General features: G+C 71.3%; 19 protein-coding genes and 1 pseudogene. 14 read left to right on the forward strand and 6 right to left on the reverse strand.

Features of this window, described 5'->3' with window-relative positions:
- Positions 1 to 282 (forward strand): HU family DNA-binding protein, encoded by a 282-nt coding sequence (locus tag ACZ4FV_RS14600; protein ID WP_355539945.1) that lies wholly within the window; start codon positions 1 to 3, stop codon positions 280 to 282.
- A 158-nt stretch (positions 283 to 440) separates the two neighbouring features.
- Here ACZ4FV_RS14600 and murA read toward each other — a convergent pair whose 3' ends face one another.
- Positions 441 to 1,784 (reverse strand): UDP-N-acetylglucosamine 1-carboxyvinyltransferase, encoded by a 1,344-nt coding sequence (gene murA / locus ACZ4FV_RS14605; protein WP_395863382.1) that lies wholly within the window; start codon positions 1,782 to 1,784, stop codon positions 441 to 443.
- 152 nt (positions 1,785 to 1,936) lie between these two features.
- On the opposite strand from murA, the gene ACZ4FV_RS14610 reads away from it, so the two are divergent.
- The 10 genes from ACZ4FV_RS14610 (at position 1,937) to ACZ4FV_RS14655 (ending at position 13,338) form a co-directional block, all read left to right on the forward strand.
- Positions 1,937 to 2,311 (forward strand): VanZ family protein, encoded by a 375-nt coding sequence (locus tag ACZ4FV_RS14610; protein ID WP_402234112.1) that lies wholly within the window; start codon positions 1,937 to 1,939, stop codon positions 2,309 to 2,311.
- Positions 2,312 to 2,315: 4 nt separating this feature from the next.
- On the forward strand, positions 2,316 to 2,873 hold the full coding sequence (locus tag ACZ4FV_RS14615) for a YqgE/AlgH family protein (RefSeq protein ID WP_395863378.1): 558 nt from the start codon (positions 2,316 to 2,318) through the stop codon (positions 2,871 to 2,873).
- Positions 2,874 to 2,970: 97 nt separating this feature from the next.
- Entirely contained in the window at positions 2,971 to 3,285 is a 315-nt protein-coding gene (locus ACZ4FV_RS14620; RefSeq protein ID WP_395863376.1) for a DUF3039 domain-containing protein, read from the forward strand.
- 275 nt (positions 3,286 to 3,560) lie between these two features.
- Positions 3,561 to 4,394: an FAD binding domain-containing protein gene (locus tag ACZ4FV_RS14625; protein ID WP_395863483.1), complete on the forward strand. Its 834-nt coding sequence runs from the start codon at positions 3,561 to 3,563 to the stop codon at positions 4,392 to 4,394.
- Positions 4,391 to 4,960, forward strand: coding sequence for a (2Fe-2S)-binding protein (locus ACZ4FV_RS14630; RefSeq protein WP_402234114.1), 570 nt, complete (start codon positions 4,391 to 4,393; stop codon positions 4,958 to 4,960). Before ACZ4FV_RS14625 ends, ACZ4FV_RS14630 begins: the two co-directional genes overlap by 4 nt.
- A gap of 30 nt (positions 4,961 to 4,990) precedes the next feature.
- Complete coding sequence (locus ACZ4FV_RS14635; protein WP_395863372.1) at positions 4,991 to 7,162, forward strand: xanthine dehydrogenase family protein molybdopterin-binding subunit; 2,172 nt, start codon at positions 4,991 to 4,993, stop codon at positions 7,160 to 7,162.
- Between the two features lie 138 nt (positions 7,163 to 7,300).
- A complete protein-coding gene (locus ACZ4FV_RS14640) occupies positions 7,301 to 8,707 on the forward strand; it encodes an MFS transporter (protein WP_395863371.1) in 1,407 nt (468 codons plus the stop codon).
- A gap of 620 nt (positions 8,708 to 9,327) precedes the next feature.
- Entirely contained in the window at positions 9,328 to 11,109 is a 1,782-nt protein-coding gene (locus tag ACZ4FV_RS14645; RefSeq protein WP_395863367.1) for a DEAD/DEAH box helicase, read from the forward strand.
- A 691-nt stretch (positions 11,110 to 11,800) separates the two neighbouring features.
- The gene (locus ACZ4FV_RS14650; protein WP_395863365.1) at positions 11,801 to 12,472 is read left to right on the forward strand and encodes an IclR family transcriptional regulator; all 672 of its coding nucleotides are present in this window, start codon (positions 11,801 to 11,803) and stop codon (positions 12,470 to 12,472) included.
- An 86-nt stretch (positions 12,473 to 12,558) separates the two neighbouring features.
- Positions 12,559 to 13,338, forward strand: a complete 780-nt coding sequence (locus ACZ4FV_RS14655) for a YlbL family protein (RefSeq protein WP_395863363.1) — start codon at positions 12,559 to 12,561, stop codon at positions 13,336 to 13,338.
- 229 nt (positions 13,339 to 13,567) lie between these two features.
- Here ACZ4FV_RS14655 and ACZ4FV_RS14660 read toward each other — a convergent pair whose 3' ends face one another.
- From ACZ4FV_RS14660 to ACZ4FV_RS14675, 4 genes and pseudogenes are all read right to left on the reverse strand, one after another.
- Complete coding sequence (locus ACZ4FV_RS14660; protein WP_402234323.1) at positions 13,568 to 13,726, reverse strand: hypothetical protein; 159 nt, start codon at positions 13,724 to 13,726, stop codon at positions 13,568 to 13,570.
- Positions 13,708 to 14,502, reverse strand: a pseudogene (locus tag ACZ4FV_RS14665) (ABC transporter ATP-binding protein); the annotation flags it as partial. The pseudogene ACZ4FV_RS14665 and the gene ACZ4FV_RS14660, both read right to left, overlap by 19 nt.
- Complete coding sequence (locus ACZ4FV_RS14670; RefSeq protein WP_465322737.1) at positions 14,495 to 15,157, reverse strand: ABC transporter permease; 663 nt, start codon at positions 15,155 to 15,157, stop codon at positions 14,495 to 14,497. The pseudogene ACZ4FV_RS14665 and the gene ACZ4FV_RS14670, both read right to left, overlap by 8 nt.
- Before the next feature lie 193 nt (positions 15,158 to 15,350).
- Positions 15,351 to 15,821, reverse strand: coding sequence for an Lrp/AsnC family transcriptional regulator (locus tag ACZ4FV_RS14675; protein ID WP_395863361.1), 471 nt, complete (start codon positions 15,819 to 15,821; stop codon positions 15,351 to 15,353).
- Between the two features lie 72 nt (positions 15,822 to 15,893).
- Between ACZ4FV_RS14675 and ACZ4FV_RS14680 the strand changes: the two genes are divergently transcribed.
- Both ACZ4FV_RS14680 and ACZ4FV_RS14685 read left to right on the forward strand, forming a co-directional pair.
- On the forward strand, positions 15,894 to 17,261 hold the full coding sequence (locus ACZ4FV_RS14680) for an FAD-binding oxidoreductase (RefSeq protein WP_395863359.1): 1,368 nt from the start codon (positions 15,894 to 15,896) through the stop codon (positions 17,259 to 17,261).
- Between the two features lie 745 nt (positions 17,262 to 18,006).
- Entirely contained in the window at positions 18,007 to 18,897 is an 891-nt protein-coding gene (locus ACZ4FV_RS14685; RefSeq protein ID WP_395863357.1) for a helix-turn-helix domain-containing protein, read from the forward strand.
- 128 nt (positions 18,898 to 19,025) lie between these two features.
- Here the strand turns inward: ACZ4FV_RS14685 and alaS are convergent, their stop codons facing one another.
- Complete coding sequence (alaS, locus tag ACZ4FV_RS14690; RefSeq protein WP_395863355.1) at positions 19,026 to 20,318, reverse strand: alanine--tRNA ligase; 1,293 nt, start codon at positions 20,316 to 20,318, stop codon at positions 19,026 to 19,028.
- Positions 20,319 to 20,538: 220 nt separating this feature from the next.
- Here alaS and ACZ4FV_RS14695 point away from each other — a divergent pair, with 220 nt between their 5' ends.
- Entirely contained in the window at positions 20,539 to 20,901 is a 363-nt protein-coding gene (locus ACZ4FV_RS14695) for an FmdB family zinc ribbon protein (protein WP_395863353.1), read from the forward strand.
- The last annotated feature ends 65 nt before the right edge of the window (positions 20,902 to 20,966 follow it).

The raw sequence follows: 20,966 nt of genomic DNA on the forward strand, positions 1-20,966 counted from the left end.
ATGAACCGCAGTGAGCTGGTGGCCGCCCTCGCGGAGCGCGCCGACGTGACCCGCAAGGACGCGGATGCCGTACTGAGCGCGCTCGCCGACGTCGTCGGCGAGATCGTCGCCAAGGGTGACGAGAAGGTCTCCATCCCGGGCTTCCTCACCTTCGAGCGCACCCACCGCGCCGCCCGCACCGCGCGGAACCCGCAGACCGGCGACCCGATCGACATCCCGGCCGGCTTCGGCGTCAAGGTTTCGGCGGGCTCGAAGCTCAAGGCCGCGGCCTCGGGCAAGTAAGTCCGTAGCGCCCCGGTAGAAAACCGGAAGGGCGGCTTCCCCTCGGGGAAGCCGCCCTTCCGGCGTCGTCGGGCCCACCGGGGCCGTTTGCGGGCCTCCTCGGGCCCCTGTGGCCCCGGGAAGAGGGCACTGGGGCCCGCGGAGGCCCGGGAAACGGCTTAGGCGACGCTCTCGGCGACCCTCATCGGCAGCTCCACGCGGGCGCCCAGGGCCTCGAGCTTGGCCTGGAAGTCCTCGTAGCCGCGCTCGATCAGATCGATGCCGGTGACCCGCGAGGTGCCCTCGGCGGCCAGGGCGGCGATCAGGTACGAGAAGCCCGCGCGCAGGTCCGGGATCTCCAGGTCGGTCGCGTGCAGCTTGGCCGGGCCGGAGATGACCGCGGAGTGCTGGAAGTTGCGCTGGCCGAACCGGCACGGCGTGCCGCCCAGGCACTCGCTGTAGAGCTGGATCGTGGCGCCCATCTGGTTGAGCGCGGAGGTGAAGCCCAGCCGCCGCTCGTAGACCGTCTCGTGCACGATGGACAGGCCGGTGGCCTGGGTCAGCGCGACCACCAGCGGTTGTTGCCAGTCGGTCTGGAAGCCCGGGTGCACGTCGGTCTCCAGCGCGATCGCGTTCAGCGGGCCGCCCGGGTGCCAGAAGCGGATGCCCTCGTCGTCGATCGAGAACGCGCCGCCGACCTGACGGAAGACGTTCAGGAAGGTCATCATGTCCAGTTGGCGGGCGCCGCGGACGTAGATGTCGCCGTGCGTGGCCAGCGCCGCGCAGCCCCAGGACGCGGCCTCCAGGCGGTCCGGCAGGGCGCGGTGGTCGTAACCGCCGAGCTTGGACACGCCGGTGATCCGGATCACCCGGTCGGTGGTCACCGAGATGATCGCGCCCATCTTCTGGAGCACGCAGATGAGGTCTATGATCTCCGGCTCCACCGCCGCGTTGGACAACTCGGTGGTGCCCTCCGCGCGCACCGCCGCGAGCAGCACCTGCTCGGTGGCGCCCACGCTCGGGAACGGCAGGCTCACCTTGGTGCCCTTGAGGCCGTTGGGCGCCTCGATGTAGAGACCCTCGGGACGCTTGGTGATCACCGCGCCGAACTCGCGCAGCACGCTCAGGTGGAAGTCGATCGGCCGGTCGCCGATCATGCAGCCGCCCAGGTCCGGGATGAACGCGCGGCCCAGTCGGTGCAGCAGCGGTCCGCAGAGCAGGATCGGGATCCGGCTCGAACCCGCGTGCGCGTCGATGTCCGCGACGTTGGCCTGCTCGACCTGGGTCGGGTCCATCAGCAACTCGCCCGGCTCGTCGCCCTCGCGCACCGCCACACCGTGCAGTTGCAGCAGGCCCTTGACGATGCGTACGTCGCTGATCTCCGGGACGTTGCGCAGTCGGCTCGGCGCCTCGCCGAGAAGCGCCGCCACCATCGCCTTCGGCACCAGGTTCTTGGCGCCCTTGACGCGAACCTCGCCCTCAAGCGGGGAACCGCCGTGAACCAAGAGCACGTCGTCTTGCATGAATCCTCGCACTTCTGTGGGTACCGAAGCCGACAGGGGAGATGGGCCGACAGCGCTACACGGTAGTCGGACACCCACCGCTCCCGTTGCCGGCTCGCGGCGCCGAAGGGCCCGGGACAAAGGGTCGTTCGGCCCGTGGACGAAGGGTTGGGATGGCCGCCAACAAGCTTGCGTACTGGGTGTTCGCGGGAGCGGTGCTGGTGAACCTGGTACTCCTGTTCAATCCGGGCAGCCCGGGCGACCCGGCGCCGATAGTTCCGCATCGTGACAAGATCGTGCATTTTCTCTCGTTCGCCGCCATTGCCTGGACCGGTCGGCGTGTCGGAATCGGTCCGACCGTGCTGGGTGTGGCGCTCGCGGCACACGCGGTGGAGAGTGAATTGATCCAGCACTTCGTGCTCCCGCATCGCAGCGGCGACCCGTGGGACGTGGTCGCCGACCTGCTCGGTACCTCCTGCGCGCTGCTCCTGGCCGGGCGACTTCCTCGCCGGGTGGCGCACCACGACCCGGCGGTTGCGGGATCATGAGCGCATGACCGAGGTATCGCTCACCGGACGCCTGCTCGTGGCCACGCCCGCGCTGGCCGATCCCAACTTCGACCGGTGTGTGGTCTTCCTCCTGGAGCACGACGAGGACGGCACCCTGGGCGTGGTGATCAACCGCCCCAGCCCGGTGGACGTCAACGACGTGCTCGTGCCGTGGTCCAAGATCGTCAGCGAGCCGCCGGTGGTGTTCCAGGGCGGCCCGGTCGCGATGGACTCGGCGCTGGCCATCGCGTCGGTACCGGGCGGCGCGGAGCCGCTGGGCTGGCGCCGGGTGCACGGCGGGCTGGGTCTGGTCGACCTGGACGTGCCGCCGGAACTGGTCGCCGCCGACTTCGGCTCGATGCGGGTCTTCGCGGGCTACGCGGGCTGGGGACCGGGGCAGTTGGAGACCGAGCTCAAGTCGGGCGCGTGGTACGTGGTCGACTCCGAGCCCGGCGACGCGTTCTCGCCCACGCCGGATCGGCTGTGGCGGGCGGTACTGCGGCGGCAGGTGGGCGAGTTGGCGATGGTCGCCACGTACCCGGAGGATCCGACGCTGAACTGACCTCGGGCCGGCGCCCCGACCGACCTCGGGCGGGCGCCTCGCCGGCACGATCCAACGCGCCGTTCGGCGCCGCCGGTGTCTGGCTATCCTGGTGGGCATGACCACTCCCCAGAGCTTCCCGGAGCCGGAGCACGGGACGGGCACCGGCACGCTGATCGAGGAGACGCCGAAGCTCTCCCACGGCGACGGTGACCACGAGCGCTTCGCGCACTACGTCCAGCGCGACAAGATCATGGAAAGCGCGATGTCCGGGAGCCCGGTCATCGCTTTGTGCGGGAAGGTCTGGGTACCGGGTCGCGACCCGAAGAAGTACCCGGTCTGCCCGATGTGCAAGGAGATCTACGAGACGATGCCGGCCGGCGGGGCCGGTGGGGACAAGGACAAGAGCGGTGGCAAGAGCGGCGGCAAGTAGTCGCTGAGGGTGCGTTGACGGTTGCGGAGGCGTCGGTTGCTTTGGCCGGCGCCTCTTGCGTCGCGTCTTGGCCGGCTCGGGAGTGTTCATCCACTCGCCCACCCGTTTCGTTTTGGTTCGAGGCTGGGGTTTTACGGCTTCGGGGTGGGTCTGTGGGGGCCTGGTGGGCCTCCGGGCGGGGTGGGGTTTCGGGTTGGCTCAAATCTCGGTCCAAGCGGTCCATTCGCGGGGTGCGTGGCAATAGGGTGGGCGGCGCTGTGGACGCGACGATCTTGATGCCGCTGTCGCTCGACGAGGCCGTTGAGGCCCTCGCGCGCGATCCCCGGGCACTGCCAGTGGCCGGGGGGACCGACCTCATGCCCCGCGTCAACGCCGGAACGGTGCGACCGCCGGCCCTGGTGGGTCTGGCGAAGGTCGCCGACCTGCGGCGGTGGGGTTACGAGGACGGCTTCGCCATGCTCGGTGCCGGGCTCACCTGGGCCCGGCTCGCGGACGCCGACCTGGCCTCGCTCGTGCCCGCACTGGCCGCCGCCGCCAACGAGGTGGGCACCGCGCAGGTGCGCGCGATGGGCACTCTCGGCGGCAACATCCTCAGCCGCGGCGCGGCCGCCGACTCGCTGCCCGTACTCGCGGCCCTGGAGGCCACCGTGTCGTGCCGTTCGCCGGGCGGAGTGCGTGAGGTCGCCCCGCATCTGCTCGCGCCCAAGGAAGGTGCGATCGCCGAACAACTGCTGCGTCCGGGGGAGTTGATCACCGGCGTGCGGGTGCCGCTGCTGCGCGGCGTACAGGAGTTCGTCAAGGCGCCGGTGGGCGGCGGGCGATACCTGACCCTGGCCCTGGTGGCCGGCCCCGTGGTCGGCGACGTGCGCTGCGCGGTCGGCGGGGCGCACCCCGGCCCGGTTCGCGCGTTCGAGGCCGAACAGTGGTTGGCGGGGCGGATGGACGCGCACACGGGGCGGCTCCTGGACGCGCGCGACGCGGCCGACTTCGGCCGGTTGGTCGCGGACGAGGTCCGACCCGAGGCGGAACAGCGCGCCGCCCGGGCCCACCTGCGGCACGTGGTCGCGGTGTGCGCGCGACGCGCGGTACAACGGGCGTTCGGCGGATGAGCGGCCTCGGGTTCGACGCCGACGCGACCCCGACGACGTCGTACGTCCTGCGCGTCAACGGCGAGGCGCGGCTGATCGAGAACGCCTGGATCGGCGAAAACCTGCTGTACGTGCTGCGCGAGCGGCTGGGCCTGCCCGGTGCCAAGGACGGCTGCGGTCAGGGCGTGTGCGGGACCTGCACGGTGCACCTGGACGGAGTCGCGGTGTCCGCCTGTCTGATCGCGGCGGCCACCCTGGGCGACCGCGAGGTGCGCACCATCGAGGACCTGGACAACGACCCGGAGACCGTCGACGTGCAGCGCGCGCTGGTCGAGTCCGGCGCGGTCCAGTGCGGCTACTGCGTGCCGGGAGTGGTCGCGTCCGCGTGCGCGCTGCTGGCCCATGTGGCGGAGCCGGGCGAGGTGGAGATCCGGCGCGCGCTGGACGGACACCCGTGCCGATGCGCCGGACCGCATCCGATGGTGGACGCGGTTCGCGCGGCGGCGCGCAGGCGGGCGCCGCGGGAGACCCACACGACGATGATGTTCAACGTGATCGCGCCGCCGACGGCCGGCGGCAACGAGTGATCGGCGAGAACGAGTGATCGGCGTGAACCGGTGATCGGCGAGTCCGCACCGCGTCCGGACGGGGACGCCAAGGCACGGGGACGTTTCTCCTACACCGGCGACCTGTGGGCGCCGGGCCTGCTGTGGTGCGTGCTGGTGCGCTCGCCGCATCGACACGCGCGGATCCTGGGCGTGGACGCGGCCCCGGCCTACACCGTGCCGGGGGTGCGCGGTGTGGTCACCGCGGCGGACCTGCCGCCGGGCGCGTGCCACGGTGCGATCGTGGCGGACCGGCCGGTGCTCGCGGACGGCGTGGTGCGCTTCGCCGGCGAGGCGGTCGCGGCGGTGGCGGCCGAGACCCTCCAGGCGGCGCGGGCCGGCGCCGCGGCGGTGCTCGTGTCGTACCAGCCGCTGGAGATCGCCTCGGATCCCGAACACGCTTTCGCGGGGCCGCCGTTGCATCCCGACGGCAACGTGCTGCGGCACATCGCGCTGCGCCACGGCCGGCCGGTCAAGCTGCGCCGGGACGGCACGCCGGTGGAGGAGGTGGTGGTCGAGGGGCTGTACGAGGTGCCCGCGCAGTACCAGGCCAACCCGGCCACCGATGCCGCGCTCGCGCTGCCCTCGCCGGACGGCGGGGTCGAGCTGCACGTGGCCTCGCCGTACCCGCACGCGGACCGCGACCAGGTCGCCGAGTGCCTGGGGCTGCCCGCCGGCATGGTCCGGCTGATGCCCACCGGCGCGGGCGGCTCCTCCGGCACGCGCGAGGACATCGGGCTGACCGCGGTGGTCGGGCTGCTGGCGCTGCGCACCGGGCGGCCGGTCAAGGCGGTGCTCGATCGGGACGAGTCGTTGCGGGTCGGCGGGCATCGGCACGCGGCGCGGATGAAGTACACCCACCGGGCGGACCGGGACGGTCGGCTGCTTGCGGTGGAGGCGCAGATCATCCTGGACGGCGGCGCGTACGCGGGTGTCTCGCCGGAGGTGATCGGGCGGCTGATCGGGTGCGCCGCCGGGCCGTACATGGTGCCGTACGCGGTGGTCGACGCGTGGGCGGTGCGCACCAACAACCCGCCTGCGGGGGCGATGCGCGGGCCCGGCGCGGTGCAGGTGTGCTTCGCGCACGAGGCGCAGATGGACAAGCTCGCGGACGCGCTCGGGATGGACCCGGTGGAGCTGCGGCTGCGCAACGCGCTCAGCTCCGGAACGATGTTGACGACGGGTCAGGTGCTGGACGGGCCGGTTCCGGTGGGGGCCGCGCTGCGGGCGGTGGCCGAGGCGGCACCGCCGGCCGCGCCGCCGGCGCCCGGGACGTTGCGCGGGACCGGGTACGCGGTCGGGCTGATGCCGTTGCTCGGGATCGAGGGGGCCGACGAGTCCTCGACGGCGACCGTGCGGCTCGACGGCGGCGTGGTGACGGTGACCTGCGCGGCGGTCGAGGTCGGGCAGGGCTTCGTGACGCTGGTCCGGCAGATCGTGGACGAGGTGCTGGGCGTGCCGGACGCGATCGTGCTCCAGGCGGGCACCGCGTTGCCGACGGCGGGGGCGCCCGGGGTGGGGCGACACACGTGGCTGACGGCGGGGGCGGTGGAACAGGCCGCGCGGGAGATCCGCGAGCGGTTGTTGGCGCCGGTGGCGGCGCGGTACGGGATGACGGCGCGGTTGTTGGATGTGCGGGACGGGCGGATCAGGTCCTACGACGGCTTGATCGACCTGTCGGTGGACGTGATGTACCAGGACACCGCGACGGTGACCACGGCGGGCGCGTGCCGGGCGCCGAGCACCGAGCCGCTGGACGACGCGGGGCAGGGCAACGCGTATCCGGCGGTGGCCTTCTCGGCGTGTCGGGTGGTGGTCGACCTGGATCCGGAGCTGGGCACGATCCGGGTGGTGGACGTGACCGGGGCATACGACGCGGGGCGGGTGCTGGACCCCGCGCAGGCCCGGGTGCGGGTGGAGAGCTCGGTGGCGATGGGGGTCGGGCTCGCGCTGATGGAGGACATCGAGTCGGCGTGGACGCCGCCGGGGACCTGGGACGTGCCGCCGGTGCGGGTGGCCGCGTGGATCGAGGAGCCGCAGCCGGGCGCGCCGTTCGGCGCGAAGGGCCTGGGCGACGCGGCGATCGTGCCGGTCCCGGCGGCGGTCGCGGCGGCGGTCCGGGACGCGACCGGGTTGGAACTGCCGCGATTGCCGCTGCGGCCTCGGGATGTGGTGTTGGACTAGGGCGTGTGCGTTCCGCGGGCCGGCGGGCGGGCGTTCCGCTTGCCTGCCGGGCCTGCGTTCCGTGCCCGCCGGTCGGCCCGAGAGGTGGGCGGATCGTATTGATAAGTACTTCCATATGGCAGGGTCTAGGCTGTCTCGGTGACAGCCCTGGGAGAGTCGAAGTCCGCACGACGCAGTGTTGGGAAATCCGACGACGGGGAGCCCGGTGTACTGACCCGGCCCTATCTCCACCTCACCCTCGGGATCGTGTCGGTCGTCCTGCTGATCGCCTTCGAGGCGATGGCGGTCGGCACCGCGATGCCGGTGGCGGTCGAGGAACTGGACGGCGTGCCGCTGTACGCCCTGGCCTTCTCCGCGTTCTTCACCACGAGCCTGCTCGCCATGGTGGTCTCCGGCGAATGGTGTGACGCGCGTGGACCCCGGCTGCCGCTGTTCGGCGGAATCGGGGCGTTCGCGGCCGGACTCGTGTTGGCCGGCACGGCGCAGTCGATGTGGCCGTTCATCGTGGGCCGGGCCGTGCAGGGCCTCGGCGGCGGGCTCGTGATCGTGTCGCTGTACGTGGTGGTCGGCAAGGCGTACCCGTCCGCGCTGCGCCCCCGCGTGTTCTCGGCGTTCTCGGCGGCGTGGGTGCTGCCCTCGATCGTCGGGCCGCCGGTGTCCGGCCTGGTCACCGATCACCTGGGCTGGCGCTGGGTGTTCCTGGCCATCCCGGTGCTCGTGGCGCTGCCGATCGTGATGATGTTGCCGCAGCTCAAGCGGATGGCGAGCGAGCCCGACCCGGACGCGCGGATGAACCGCCGCCGGATCGGCGCGGCGGTCGGCGCCTCGGTGGGCGCGGGCATGTTGCAGTACGGCGGCCAACACCTGAGCGTGGTGGGCGTGTTGCTGCTGGTCGCGGGTTTGGCGCTGATGGCGGTGACGGTACCCCGGCTGCTGCCGGCGGGCACGCTGCGCGCGGTACGCGGATTGCCGACGGTGATCCTGTCCCGGGGCGTGCTGGCCGGTGCCTTCTTCGCGGTCGAGTCGTTCGTACCACTGATGCTGATCAGCGAACACGGCCTGTCGCCGACCCAGGCGGGACTGACCTTGACCGTGGGCGCGTTGTCCTGGGCGGTCGGCTCCTGGTACCAGGGCCGCTCACCACACGAGCGCCGGCCGCGCCTGGTCCAACTGGGCTTCCTGTTCGTGGCGATCGCGATCGGCGGGGCGCTGCTGGCCCTGATCCCGGGCATGTCCCCGTACACGGTCACCGTGGGCTGGTTCTTCGGCGGCGCGGGCATGGGCATGGCCGTCTCCTCGGTGAGCGTGCTCACCCTCGACCTGTCCACACCCGAGGAGTCCGGCACCAACTCCTCATCGCTCCAGGTCGCCGACTCGCTCGGCACGATCGTCATGGTCGGCCTGGCCGGCGCCATCTTCGCCGCACTCCACGAGGGCACCGGCCAGGACGCGGGCGTCTTCACCCTGATCTTCGCCATCATGCTCACCATCTCCCTCCTCGGCGCCCTCCTGGCCCCCAGAGTCCGCCCCCACACCCCCTCCTGACCCAACCCAAGCCACCCCACCTGCCCGAAAGCACTCCGGGTGGGGGCTCGGGGGAGTGGGGCGATTGCGATGAGGCCGACCTCGGCGCCCAGAGGGCGAGCAGTGGGTGGGTGTCGGGTTGGGCGCGGGAGTGTGGGTCGAGGGCGTCGTGAGCGGGCCGGCGTTCAGGTCGGTGGACGGGGCTCCCGTGAGGGGTGGGAGGGGGATCGTGTCGAGGGCGCGGGTGTGTGAGGAGGGCGAGGCGGGCGGGGGCGCGGCCCCGTGCGGCAGGCGGCCGAGGGCGATCGCGGCGAGTGCGCCGGGCAGGGCAGGCGGGTATGTGGGCGTGCGGTCCTGGGGGCGGAGCGGGCGAAGTGGCCGGGTGGCTCGCGCTCGGGGCGAGGCGGGGCGGGCGTGGGTGAGTGAGTCGTGGTTTGTCGGGGCGTGGTCGGGACGCGCCGGAGATCGGCCGGGAGGGTGGGTTCGAGGGGCCGGTCTGGTCGGTGTTCCCAGTGGAATCGCCGTTCGGTGGCCCGGGTTTCGGGGCGTGGGAGTCGTGGGCGCGCGGAATCGGGCAGGGGCTCGGGTAGCCTGATCGCTTGCCCTCGATCGCCCCCTCGGCCTGGAGCAGACCCGTCGCAGTGAGTACCGCAGCCGCGTCCCATCTGTCCCCGGCCTTCCCGAACCGTGCCTCCTGGGGCACCGCGAACAAGCTGCGCGCATGGCAGCAGGGGGCCCTCGACACCTACCTCGCACGCCAACCGCGCGACTTCCTCGCGGTGGCCACGCCGGGCGCCGGCAAGACCACGTTCGCGCTGCGGATCGCCTCCGAACTGCTGGACGCGCACGTGATCCACCAGATCACCATCGTCGCGCCGACCGAGCACCTCAAGAAGCAGTGGGCCGAGGCCGCCGCGCGCATAGGCCTGCGGATCGACCCGAACTATTCGAGCTCGTCGGGCCCGGTGTCCCGCGAGTACCACGGCATCGCGGTCACCTACGCGGGCGTGGGCGTGCATCCCATGTTGCACCGCCGCCGGGTGGAGAACCGCAAGACGCTGGTGATCCTGGACGAGATCCACCACGCGGGCGACAGCAAGTCGTGGGGCGAGGCGTGCATGGAGGCGTTCGAGCCGGCCACCCGCCGGCTCGCGCTGACCGGCACGCCGTTCCGCTCGGACATCAACCCGATCCCGTTCGTCGCGTACGAGGAGGGCAAGGACGGGATCCGCCGCTCGTCCGCCGACTACACCTACGGCTACGGCCACGCGCTCTCGGACGGCGTGGTGCGCCCGGTCATCTTCCTGTCGTACTCGGGCGACCTGCGCTGGCGGACCAAGGCCGGCGACGAGATCGCGGCCTCGCTCGGCGAGCCGATGACCAAGGACGCGATCAGCCAGGCCTGGCGTACCGCGCTGGATCCGCAGGGCTCGTGGATGCCGCAGGTGTTGCGGGCCGCCGACAAGCGGCTGGGCGAGGTACGCAAGGCCATCCCGGACGCCGGCGGCCTGGTGATCGCCACCGACCACGAGTCGGCTCGGGCGTACGCGCGGATGATCCGCGAGATCACCGGACAGGGCGCCACCCTGGTGTTGTCCGACGACGTCGGCGCGTCGAAGAAGATCGAGGACTTCTCCGCGTCCGAGGACCGCTGGATGGTCGCGGTGCGGATGGTGTCCGAGGGCGTGGACGTACCCCGCCTCTCGGTGGGCGTGTTCGCCACCACGATCTCCACGCCGCTGTTCTTCGCGCAGGCCGTGGGGCGCTTCGTCCGGGCCCGACGCCGGGGCGAGACCGCGTCGGTGTTCCTGCCCTCCGTGCCGACGCTGCTCCAGCACGCGAACGAGATGGAGATCGAGCGCGACCACGTGCTGGACCGCCCGAAGAAGGAGGGCGGGATGTACGACGAGGAGGACGCCCTCCTCGCGCAGGCCAACGCGCAGAAGGACGAGCCGGGGCAGCAGGAGGAGTTCGCGTTCGAGGCGCTGGAGAGCGAGGCGCGCTTCGACCGGGTGTTGTTCGACGGCGCGGAGTTCGGGCTTCAGGCGCACGTGGGCAGCGAGGAGGAAGAGGAGTACCTCGGCCTTCCCGGGCTGCTCGAACCCGACCAGGTCCAGATGCTGCTCCAGTCCCGGCAGGCCAAGCAGGTGGCCAAGAGCCGGCGCAAGCCGGACCACCAGGCCGACCTGTCGGAGAAGCCGGCCGACCAGCGCCCGGTGGTGACGCACCGTCAGATGACGGCGATGCGCAAGGAACTCAACACGATGGTGGCCGCTTGGCACCACCGCACCGGGCAGACCCACGGGCAGATCCACAACGAGCTGCGCCGGGTATGCGGCGGGCCGGCGGTGGCACAGGCGTCGGCCGGACAGTTGGAGGCGCGGATCGGCAAGATCCGCGAGTGGGCCACGTCCGGGCGCTGAGTCGCGCGGGGGCGGGTTGCCGGGTGGCCGGGGTCGTCACGGGGGCGTCGGGTCATGGGTCAATCGGTCGTCGGGTCATGGGCCGCGGTTGAGGGTCGCGGGTCACCGGATCATTGGCCACCGGATCGTTTGTCGCTGGATCATCGGTCACCAGATCATCGGGTCGCGATCTCGGGCTCGATTGTGCTTTGGTGCCCGGGTGTCGGTACGAGTCCGGTCCGGATGCGATCTGGCTGCGGGTTCGGGGCCGATTGCGGTCGATCCGGGTGTTGATCCGGGTGTCGGTCGAGGTGTCGGTCGAGGTGGCTATCTCATTGGTTGGGACGGTGTGTCCGACTGGTGAGTACGGAGTCGTCCGGCCATGCTCTCGGGAGGACGTGGCGAGGATCGCATTTGGCGAATTACACATTACGTGCTATATGTCCCGAAAGATCTGTTATTTTTCCTGTCCGTATCCCGGATATCCGGTGCCAAAAGTGCCCCCTCTGGTTAGCGTGATCCTCCGACGCGCCGAGCAGGAGAAACCGTCCTGCTCGGACGTGGGAATCCGTTCGGCCTGCCCGCCGAGTGGTGACGAGTACGTGTCCTGGCCCCATGACCTGGCGCCGCACAGCCTCGCGAATGTGGCGTTCCGTTCGGGGATCGAGCGCCGCTGGACGTAATGCAACGTCACGCGAAGGGAGGGGGGCCGGTGGTCGCCGAAACGTCACAGACCCTGGACCGAGGGCTCAAGGTCCTCGAACTGCTCGCCGATGCCTCGGACGGATTGTCGGTACACGACATCGCCGCCGCACTCGGCGTCAACCGCACCGTCGTCTATCGCATCCTCGCCACACTCGAACAGCACGGCCTGGTCCGGCGCGACGACAGCGGCCGCACCACACTCGGCCTGGGCGCGCTGCAACTGGCCCGGCGGGCGCATCCGCTGGTCCGCGACGCGGCGGTGCCGTGTCTGCGCCGGCTCGCCGAGGAGACCGGGGCCACCGCGCACCTGACCATCGTGGACGGCATGGAGGCCCTGGTGGTCGCGGTGGCCGAGCCCACCTGGACCGACTATCACGTGGCCTACCGGGTCGGTTCGCGGCATGCGCTGGACGCGGGCGCGGCGGGACTGGCGATCCTGGCCGCGCGCCGGGTGGTGGCGGGGCTGGACGGGCCCAGGTCCTACGTGTACGCGCCCGGCGACGGTCGGCACACGGTGCCCGGGATCGCGGCCCCGGTGCCCGGTCTCGCCGCCGTCGAGTCGAGCGTCGGGATCGTCTCGCTGGGCAACCTGGACACCGAACGACTGGGCCGCCGGGTGGCCGAGGCGGCGGCGGAGCTGTCCAACGAACTGGGCGGAATGCGCGTCTCCGCCGCATAGGTCGGACGGCGCGACGCGGCGGACGGCCCGGGTCGCGGCGCGGGTGGGGCGAGTCCGGTACGGCGCGTCGGGCGGGGCCGTGTTTAATGCCAGGCGTGGCCCGTACCAAGCTCACCCTCCCGGTGTCTCTGCTCCTCGTCGCGATCCTGTTCGGCTTCGCGTTTCTGGTGCCGATGCCGTACGTCCTGATCACTCCGGGATCGGTGGCCGACACGCTCGGCGACGACGCGGGGCGGCCGGTGGTCGAGATCTCCGGCCCCGCCACGGTGTACCCGACGACCGGGCACCTGTTGTTGACCACGATCCACGCGAGCGGACGCGACGAGAAGCACCGGTTGGCGTCGCTGCTCGGTGCGTGGTGGGACACGGAAGAGGCGGTTGTCCCGAGGAAGTCCGTCTACCCGGACGGCAAATCGATCGAGCAGGTCGTCGAGACCAACACCAAGGACATGGTCAAGTCGCAGGACAGCGCGACCGTCGCGGCGCTGAAGTACCTCGGCAAGACGCCGGACCAGGTCAAGGTCACGCTGCATCTGAGCGATGTCGGCGGGCCGAGTGCGGGACTGTTCTTCGCGCTGGGCATCGTGGACAAGCTGACCGAGGGTCAACTGACGGGCGGGCGGACGATCGCCGGCACGGGGTCGATCGACGGCGATGGCAGGGTCGGCGAGATCGGTGGGCTGCCGATGAAGCTGTTGGCGGCAAAGCGGGCGGGGGCGACGGTGTTCGTGCTGCCGAAGGGGGAGTGCGGGGAGGCTGGGCGGGTGGGGTCCGGTGGGCTTCGATTGGTTCCGGTCGAGACGCTCTCGGGGGCGGTCGACGCTCTCAACGCGTTGAACGCGGGGGGCAAGGTTGCCTCGTGTTGATTTTGGCCTCCTGCGACGGCTGGGCTGGATTGGGTTCGGCTGACCTCATGCGGGGGGTGGGCTGGGTTGGCCTCAAGCGCCGGCCGGGCTGAGTGGCCTCAAACGCCGGCCGGGCTGGATTGTGTTCGGCTGACTCGGGCGCCGGTCGGGCTGGGTTGGCCTCAAGCGCCGGTCGGGCTGAGTCGAGCTTGGCTGGGGTGGCCGCGAGTGCCGGTCTGGCTGAGTGGTCTCACGTGGTCGGGTTGGAGCTTGGGCTGGGGGCTGTGTGGCGCCGGTCGTCCAACAGGAGCACCTCGTCGGCCCCGTGCTCGCGCGCGGACGTGCGGATCGTCTCGATGTCGTCGCGCATTCCCGCTGTGGCGAACGGCTTCACCTCGACGTCGCGCACCCGGGACAGGGTCAGCCGCTTCAGCGCGGCGCCCGCCCGACGAAGCCGGCCACGACCTCGTCGGCCGGGTTGGTCAGGATCGCCTCGGGGGTGTCGTACTGGGCGATGTGCGATTGCTCGCGCAGCACCACGATCCTGTCGCCGAGCTTGACCGCCTCGTCGAAGTCGGGCGTGAAGAACACGATCGTCTTGTGCAACTCGTGCTGGATCCGGATGAGTTGGTCCTGGAGGTGGCCGCGTGTGATCGGGTCCACCGCGCCGAACGGCTCGTCCATCAACAACACCGGCGGGTCACCCGCGAGTGCTCGCGCGACGCCGACCCGCTGTTGTTGACCGCCGGAGAGTCGGCGCGGATATCGGTTGCGGAACTCGGCGCTGTCCAGGCCCACGGTCTCCAGGAGTTCGTCCACCCGGGTGGACACCTTCGACCGGCTCCAGCCGAGCATCCTCGGTACCAGCGCGATGTTCTGACCGACCGTCATGTGCGGGAACAGGCCGCTGTTCCGGATCGCGTAGCCGATCTTGCGGCGCAACTTGACCGGATCCAGGCGGGTGACGTCCCGATCGTCGATCGAGATCAGCCCCGAGGTCGGCTCGATCAGCCGGTTGATCATCTTCATCGTGGTGGTCTTGCCGCTGCCGGACGGCCCGACGAACACCACGAGTTGGCCGGCCGGGATCTCCAGGGTGAGCCGATCGACCGCGGCCGTCCGCTGCCCGGGGAAGTGCTTGGTGAGCTCTTCGAGTCGAATCGTCGCGCCGGTGACGTCAGTCACGGATTCCCCCGGAAACGGTCAGCCGGCCGAGGAGCACGTACGCGGCGTCGAAGAGGAGGAGCGGCACGACCACGCCCAGGGTGCCCACCCAGGCCGCGTCGATCGCGTTCTCGCTGCCCAGGCGGGCCAGTCCGGTGAAGATCCCGTTGCCCAGTCCCGGACCCGACACATAGGCGGCGATCGCCGCGATGCCCATGATCATCCGGGTGGACACCCGGATGCCGGTGAGCAGCGCGGGCCACGCGAGCGGCAATTCGACGCGGAGCAGGATCACCGCCCGGTTCATCCCGATTCCGCGTGCGGCGTCCACAAGCTGTGGATCCACGCCGGCCAAACCCACGATGGCGTTGCGCACGATCGGCAGCAGCGCGACCACTGCGACCACGGTCGGTGCGACACCGAGGCCGAGCAGCGGGATCAGCAGGCCGAGCAGCGGGATCAGCAGGCCGAGCAGCGCGAACGAGGAAATGGTCAGGATGGTCGCGGTGGTGCCGATCGCGATCCGGGACGCGAGCGCGCTGCGGTAGGCGGCGATCGCCACCACGATCCCGATCAGCGTCGCGATCACCATGCACTGGAGCACGGTGCTCGCGTGCGTCCAGGTCTCGATCCAAAGCTGCTCGCGGCGGCTGGAGACGTAGTCCCAGAAGCTCAACACAGCCCTTCCCGCGAACCCGGTGGTGACCGCGGTCGGTTACCGTCGCCGGACGTGCGGGAAACGCGGGATGGGCCGAGCGGGTCCGATTCGTCACCCGTTCCGGTGCGCTGTCACCCGTCCGGCTCGGTTCCGCCGCCCGTGACCCGCACCCGTCTTCCCGGCCCGGCGTTCACCCGCGCGGGCGCCGCCGTCAGCCGTCTGTCACCGCACATTCCACCAGGGGCAACACCCGGTAGGGCACCGGGTTCTCCAGAGCGATCGTGGTGGACGCGCGGACCACCCCGTCCAGTTCGATGATCTGCTCGATCACCCGTTGCAGGTCCGCGTTCGAGCGCGCGACGATCCGGCACAGCAGGTCGCCCCGACCGGTGATCGCGTGCACTTCGAGCACCTGCGGCACACACTCCAGGTCCTTGCGCAGGTCGCGTCCCTGCCCCTGGCGGATCTCCAGAGTGGCGAACGCGGTCACCGAGAAGCCGAGTGTGGCGGGATCCACGTCCGGCCCGAAGCCCCTGATCACCCCTGCCTCGCGCAGGCGATCGAGGCGCGCCTGCACGGTTCCGCGTGCCACCGCGAGCCGGCGCGAACACTCCACGACACCGATCCGCGGTGTTTCCACCAACAGCCGGATCAGCGCGGCATCCAACCGGTCGATCTGCAAGGTGCCCTCCCTCGGGGGACTGGTTTCCCGGTGCCTACCCTGGGGCCATTCACGGCCACACCGGGAGGCAGCATGACCACCGACCTGATCGAGGCATTGCGGGAGGAGCTACCCGCGCACGCCCTGGTGACGGACGCGGACATCGCCGCATCGTACGCGCGCGACATGGCCGGCCTGTGTGCGGCCGGTAACCCTGCGGTGGTGGTCCTGGCCGAGACCACCGAGCAGGTCCGACACGTCATGCGGGTCGCCACGCGACTGCGGGTACCGGTGGTCCCGCAGGGCGCGCGCACCGGCCTGTCCGGCGGCGCCAACGCCGTCGACGGCTGCATCGTGCTCTCGCTGGTCCGGATGAACCGCATCCTGCGGATCGATCCCGTCGACCGCACGGCCGTGGTCGAGGCGGGTGTGATCAACGCCGATCTGTCCAAGGCGACCGCCGAGTACGGCCTGGTCTACCCGCCGGACCCGTCCAGTTGGGAGACCTGCACGATCGGCGGCAACATCGGCACCGGCGCGGGCGGGCTGTGCTGCGTCAAGTACGGGGTGACCGCCGAGTACGTGCTCGGCCTGGACGTGGTGCTCGCCGACGGGGAACTGCTGCGCACCGGACGGCGGACCGCCAAGGGCGTCGCGGGCTACGACCTGACCCGGCTGTTCGTCGGTGCGGAGGGCACCCTCGGCGTGGTCACCCGGGCCACGCTCGCGCTGCGTCCCACGCCGCCGCCCGCGCTGGTGACCGTGGCCCAGTTCGCGAGCACGGGTTCGGCGGCCCGCGCGGTCTCGGCGATCATGGCGGCCGGGCACACCCCCTCGCTGATGGAGCTGATGGACGGCACCACGCTGCGCGCGGTGAACGCGATGGCCAACATGGGTCTGCCGGAGCACAGCGCCGCGCTGCTGCTGATCGCGGTGGACACCCCGGAGCCCGCGGCCGAGTTGGCCGCGATCGAGGCGATCTGTACCGAGGCCGGCGCGTTCGAGGCGTTCACCGCCGAGGACGCCGAGGACTCGGCGCTGTTCATGCAGGCCCGCCGGCTCGCGCTGCCCGCGCTGGAGCGGCTGGGCACGAGCATGATCGACGACGTCGCGGTGCCGCGCTCGCGGCTGGGGGACATGCTCGACGGGGTGGCCGCGATCGCCGAGCGGCACGACACGGTGATCGGGGTGTGCGCGCACGCGGGGGACGGGAACACCCACCCGATCGTGATCTTCGACGCGACCGACCCGGCGGCGGTCGAGCGGGCCGAGGTGGCGTTCGACGCGATCATGCGCCTGGGCTTGGATCTCGGCGGCACGATCACCGGCGAGCACGGTGTGGGCATGCTCAAGCGGGACTGGCTCGCCGAGGAGCTGGGGCCGGTGGGCGTACGGGTGCATCGGAGCGTCAAGGCGGCGTTCGATCCGCTGGGGATTCTCAACCCGGGGAAGGTGATCTGAGCGGGCGGGGTCGCCGGGACGTGGGGTCGCCGGGACGTGGTGCGCGGGGCTGTGGTGACGTGGGTGGCGAGGCTTGGCCCGGGGCGGGGTCGGGACGGGGCCGGCCCTTGGCTGGGATGCGGTTCGGGCACGCGAGCGGCTGGGGTACGGGCTTGGTAGCGGCCCGGTCGTGGCTCTCGGACACGGGCTCGGTCACCGGCCTGGTCGCGGCTCCGTCGGGGCTCGGTGCGGTGGGTCGGGGTGCATGGCCGGATGTGGTGGTTCGGGACGGTGTTGGTCCTTTGGAAGCCCCACCATGTACTCCTGAGGGGGCATGCCTTGGGGGTAGCTCGGGGTTCGGGTCGTCCTGGGGTAGTAGGCCCGATCGGCACTCCCGGCCGACGCCCGGATGGGGGTACGGCGCCTAGATTCGTTGGTGTCGCTCCTGTTGGGGCGTACGGTGCCGCCCTCTCGGGCGGGGCGGGTTCGGATGGAGGTGGCGGTCGTGGAGAAGCGGGACAGTCGAGAGGTACGGGTCGCGGCGATCGCGCTGCGCCGGCGTCGACAGGCACGCGCCCAGGCCACCGCCCGACTCGTCACCGCGATCCGCCGCGCCGCCTGATCCCGGACCGGGCCGCGCGATCACGGCGCATGCATGCGGCCTTCGATCACCGCGTGCGTCCCTGTGGATCGCTCAACCGGGGACTGCCGATCCAGGGACAAGTGGTCCCTGGTTACCGGGCTCGGGAGCGCCGATCCTGAGGGCATGAACGATCGACGCGAACTGGCCGACTTCCTGGTGTGCAGCCGCGGCCGGCTCTCCCCGGCGGATGTGGGGCTGCCCGACGGGGCCCGACGGCGAACCGCCGGGCTGCGGCGTGAGGAGGTCGCGCGACTTGCCGGGATGTCGGTCGACTATTACGCGCGACTGGAACAGAACCGGGGTCCCAACCCGTCGCCGCAACTTCTCGCCGCGCTGGCCCGCGCGCTGCGGTTGGACCGGGCCGGTCGCGATCATCTCTTCCACCTGGCCGGGCAGGTGCCGCCGGGACGGTCGTCGGGGTGCGACGAGCACGTGTCGCCGGCGCTGCTGCTGATGCTTGACCGGTTGCACGACGTACCGGCGCAGGTGCTGTCGGATCTGGGCGACGTGCTGGCGCAGAACGCGATGGCGATGGCGCTGATGGGGCCGAACGTCGGGCGCAACCTCCTGGTGCGGTGGTTCACCGAGCCGGCTTCGCGGGTGCGCTATCGGGCGGTGGACGTGGAGGGGATGTCCCGGGCTTACGTGGCGGATCTGCGCGCCGCGGGTGAGCTGCGGAGGCACGGCGCTCGGCCGGCGGCGCTGGTGGCGCGATTGCGCTCGGAGTCGGCGGAGTTCGCGGCGCTGTGGGATGCGGGGCGGGCGTGGCCGCCCGGGGCGGATGTGCGTGGGGTGGCTGGGCGGCGTGAGGCGGAGGAGACGATTCGGCATCCGGAGGTCGGGGAGATCGCCTTGCGGTGCCAGGTGCTCGATGCCGTGGAGGCGGCGCAGCGGATGGTCGTGTACACGGCGGCGCCCGGGAGTTCGGCGGCGGATCGGTTGGCGTTGCTGCGGGTGGTGGGCGTGCAGGTCTTGTTCGGGGCGGTGGCCCCGGATGCGAATCGGGTCGAGTGACGCGGTTGGCCTCAAGCGCCGGTGGGACCGGGTGGCCTCATGCGCCGGCCGGGTCGAGTGGCCTCACGCCCCGCCCGGGCCGAGTTGTTCGGTGCCCGGGCGGGCTGAGGTGGGTGCTCGGGGTGGGGTCAGGGGTGGTGCGGGAGGAGGGTGGTCAGGTCGGATCGGTTCACGGTCAGGCCGGATTCCTGGGCTGCTTCGATGCTCAGGTCGGGTGGGAAGCCGTGTGAGTCGTAGAGGGTGAAGATCGTTTCCGCGGGGAGGTCGGGTTCGCCCGCTTCGAGGCGGCGGCGGATTGCCTTGTCGAGGAGGCGGGTGCCTCGGGTGAGGGTGCGGTCGAAGGAATCCTCCTCGCGGGTGGTCTCGGATTCGATCAGGGACGCCGCTTGGCTGAGTTCGGGCCAGGTGGGGCCGAGGTTCGCGACCACGCTCGCGGTGGTCGGCGGCAGGATCGGGCCCTGGATGCCGAGGCGACGGCCGTGTCGGATCGCTCTGCGCATCAGCCGGCGCAGCACGTAGCCGGTGCCCTCCTTGCTCGGTCGGATGCCGTCCGCGAGGAGGAACGCGATCGCCCGGGCGTGGTCGGTGACCACTTCGAAGGACACTCGGCCGGGGTCGTCGCGGTCGAGGCGGGAGTGGTCCCGGCCCGCCAGTTCCTCCACGCTCGTGAGGGTGGGGCGCAGCAGGTCGGTCCCGATGACGCCGTCGACGCCTTGGAGTACGGTCGCGAGTCGATCCAGGCCCAGGCCGGTGTCGACGCCGGTGCGTGGGAGGTCGCCCAGTACCGGGAAGCCGCCGCCGGGCTCGGTCTCGCCGCGCACACTGCGCATGAAGACCAGGCTCCACAGTTCGACGAAGCGCTCGGGGTCGACCGCCGGTCCACCCTCACGCCCGAACGCCGGGCCCCGGTCGTAGGTGACGTCGGAGCAGGGTCCGCACGGTCCCGGTACGCCCATCGACCAGAAGTTGTCCGCCGCGCCGAGGCGTTGGATCCGCCCGGACGGGACGCCGACCGAGCGCCAGATCCGCGCCGACTCGTCGTCGTCCTCGTACACGGTGATCCACAGCCGGTCCGGGGAGAGGTCGAAGGGTCCGGTCAGCAGGTCGTACGCGAACCCGATCGCCTCCTCCTTGAAGTAGTCGCCGAAGGAGAAGTTGCCGAGCATTTCGAAGAAGGTCGAGTGCCGGCGGGTGTGCCCGATGTTGTCGATGTCCACGGTGCGCACGCACTTTTGTACCGAGGTCGCCCGGGGGAATCCGGGCTCGACGTCGCCCAGGAACCACGGCTTGAACTGGTTCATCCCCGCGTTGGACACGAGCAGGCTCGGATCGGGCGGCAGCAGCGACCCGGACGGTACGAGGCGGTGGCCGCGCGTGGTGAAGAAATCGAGGAAGGTGGAACGGATCTGTGGGGAGAGCATGGCGAATCGGCCTTCGCGAGAGCAGCGGGCGGTGGGGGTACACACACGCCGAGCCGGGCCGAGCCGCGCTATCGCGCTCGGTTTGCCGGCCCGACGCCGGTAGCTCGCTGCCCGTGGATCCGCATGCCTCGACGATACCCGACCCCGCATCGGAGTCGAGTGGATTTCCGCGCCGCGCACCCGCGCCGCGCGCCGGCCGGCATGCCCTACCGTGACGGTCATGAGCGAGCAGCCACGCGGTGAGGTACCGGTCGGCCCGGGCGCCGACCTGCGTCCGGACATGGCCGATCGGCTGCGCTCCTACTGGGGCTTCTCCGCGCAGCGCGAACGCCAGGCGGCGATCGGGCGGGCCGCGCCGCGCAAGCGCCGGCACGTCGAGGTGCAGTGCGGCAAGTGCGGTTCGACCAAGGTGAGCACCGACATCGTCGGTGACTACGTGTGCGGCTCGTGCGCCGCGCGCTGGCGTCCGCCGACCGCCGCGGACGGTCCCACGTGCCCGGAGTGCGGCTCGGGCAAGGTGTCCTCGATGCCGTACGGGGACCGCAAGTGCCGGGACTGTGATCATCAGTGGCGGCCGAGCTGACCTGCGGTTCCACAGGGGAGCCCGGGTCTTGTCGGGCCGGGGAGCCCTTGTTTTCCATGGCTGTT

It is taken from the genome of Embleya sp. NPDC025285 (assembly GCF_055558835.1).